This window comes from Cellulomonas biazotea (assembly GCF_004306155.1).
Classification (GTDB): domain Bacteria; phylum Actinomycetota; class Actinomycetes; order Actinomycetales; family Cellulomonadaceae; genus Cellulomonas; species Cellulomonas biazotea.
In genome coordinates this window covers 1-1,835 of record NZ_BIMR01000487.1, presented here as the reverse complement: position 1 = coordinate 1,835, position 1,835 = coordinate 1, and the positions used below count along the sequence as shown (strand labels likewise).

Annotated in this window: 2 protein-coding genes; both read right to left on the bottom strand. The window is 77.8% G+C overall.

The features are described 5' to 3' along the window. Positions 1-735 (bottom strand): phosphatase PAP2 family protein (locus tag CBZ_RS20375; RefSeq protein WP_130783232.1); only part of this gene is annotated, 735 nt, incomplete at its 3' end. Between the two features lie 187 nt (positions 736-922). Then, on the bottom strand, positions 923-1,765 hold the full coding sequence (locus CBZ_RS20370; RefSeq protein ID WP_130783233.1) for a L,D-transpeptidase family protein: 843 nt from the start codon (positions 1,763-1,765) through the stop codon (positions 923-925). Positions 1,766-1,835 lie beyond the last annotated feature (70 nt).

The following is a 1,835-nucleotide window of genomic DNA, read 5'->3' as shown; positions in this document are numbered from 1 at the left end:
CTCCTGGGTGGTGGGTCGGGTCGGGGCGTCGACGGGGTCGCCGCCGTGGGGGACGTCGGGGACGTCGGCGGGTGGGGGAGTCGGGGCGCCCCAGCCTCGGTAGCCGACGTAGGACGCGCCGGCGATCGCGCAGCCGAGCAGGATGCCCGCGACGACGTCGGACGGGTAGTGCACGCCGAGCAGGACGCGGTCCGCGGCGGTGGCGAGCACGGCGGCGGCGGCGAGCGCCGGGACGACGACACGGCCCACGCGCCCCAGCAGCGGCCACACGAGGAGCGTCAGGGTGACGCCGACGACGGCGGTGTTCGTCGCGTGACCGGACGGGAAGCTCGACCCGGGGGCGTGCGCGACGGCGTCCTCGACGACGGGCCGGGTGCGCTGCACGAGCCCCTTGACGCCGAGCTGGATGACCCAGCCGGCCATGATCGTCGCGAACGCCCACAGGGCGCGGGCGCCGAGCTGGTGCCGCCGCCACACCCAGACGCACACGAGCGTCCCGGCGAGGTTGACCCAGACGGCCTGGAACGCGGTCTGCCAGCCGACGAGCACCGAGCGGAACGCGGGCGACTCACGCGTGACGTCGGTCGCGGCGCGGATGGTGTCCTCGTCGAACCGGAGCACCGCGGTGACCTCGCCGCGCACGAGGACGGCCAGCACGACGACCGGGAGCGCGACGGCGGCGCCCAGGACCGCGGCGCGCACCAGCGCCCGGCGGCGGACGGTCGTGGCGTGCATCCGCCGAGGGTAGGGGCGGGCGCGCGCGCCCGCGCGGCGAGCAGGTCAGGCCGGTGCACAGCTCCCCGCCGGCGCCGCTCGCGTCCGCGGCCCACCCGCGTTCGCGGGCCGTGCCACGGGTGGGCCGGGGTCAGCTGACCGTCGTAGGGCACCCGCGCTCGCGGGCCGTGCCACGGGTCGGCCCGGCTCAGCCGACCGTCGTCACGACCGTCCCCGCGGGCGCCTGCCACAGCACGTCGACGACGTCGTCGGTCACCCGCACGCACCCGTTCGACACGGGCCCGCGCCCGCGCAGGGTCGTCGTGTGGATCGCGGTGACCGCGGTCCCGGTGGGCACGTCGTAGTGGTCGATCGTCTCGCTCTGCGTGGACAGGGGCAGGACGCGGGGCGTCGTCGTGCCGGGCTCCTCCCACCGCAGGCCGAGCAGGAACGCGAGGCCGTGCGGGGTGGGGGTGTCGGGGGCGCCGGTCGCGAGCACGGGGAACGTGCGGACGGACGTGCCGTCGTCGACGGTGAGGGTCTGCGCGGCGACGTCGACGACGACCGACCAGTCGGTGCCGGACGGCTGCGTCGCCGACGTGCGGATCCACGCGGTGCGGCCGTTGACCTGCGCGCGGTCCTCGCTGGGCAGCGCGCCGCGGGTCGCGACCAGGACGCGCACCCACCCGGACGCCTCGTCGACGACGGGCAGGACGTGCGGGGCGCCGAGCACGGTCGTCGGCACGACCCCGACAGCGGGCCCGCCGACGGTCGCGTACGCGGCGGCCGGCTCGGTGACGGTCACGGTGCGCCACCGCCCCAGGGCCGTGTCGGAGTTCTCGAGCGGGCTCAGCCCGTCCGTGCCGGGCAGCCCGGGCACGACGTGCAGGACGTCGACGACGGGCAGCGTCGTGAGGTCGACGGGGGCGGGTGGCGGCGGGGCGGCGACCTTCTCGACGGCCACGGGCAGCGCGACGACGACCGGCGCGACGACGGGCGGGTCGGTGACCGGCGCGCAGCCCGCGACGACGACGAGCGCGGCGACGACCAGCGCGGCGGACGCGAGCGGGCCGCTGCGTCGCGCCGCCGAGACCGCGTCGCCGGGCGCGCCGGTGCGACGG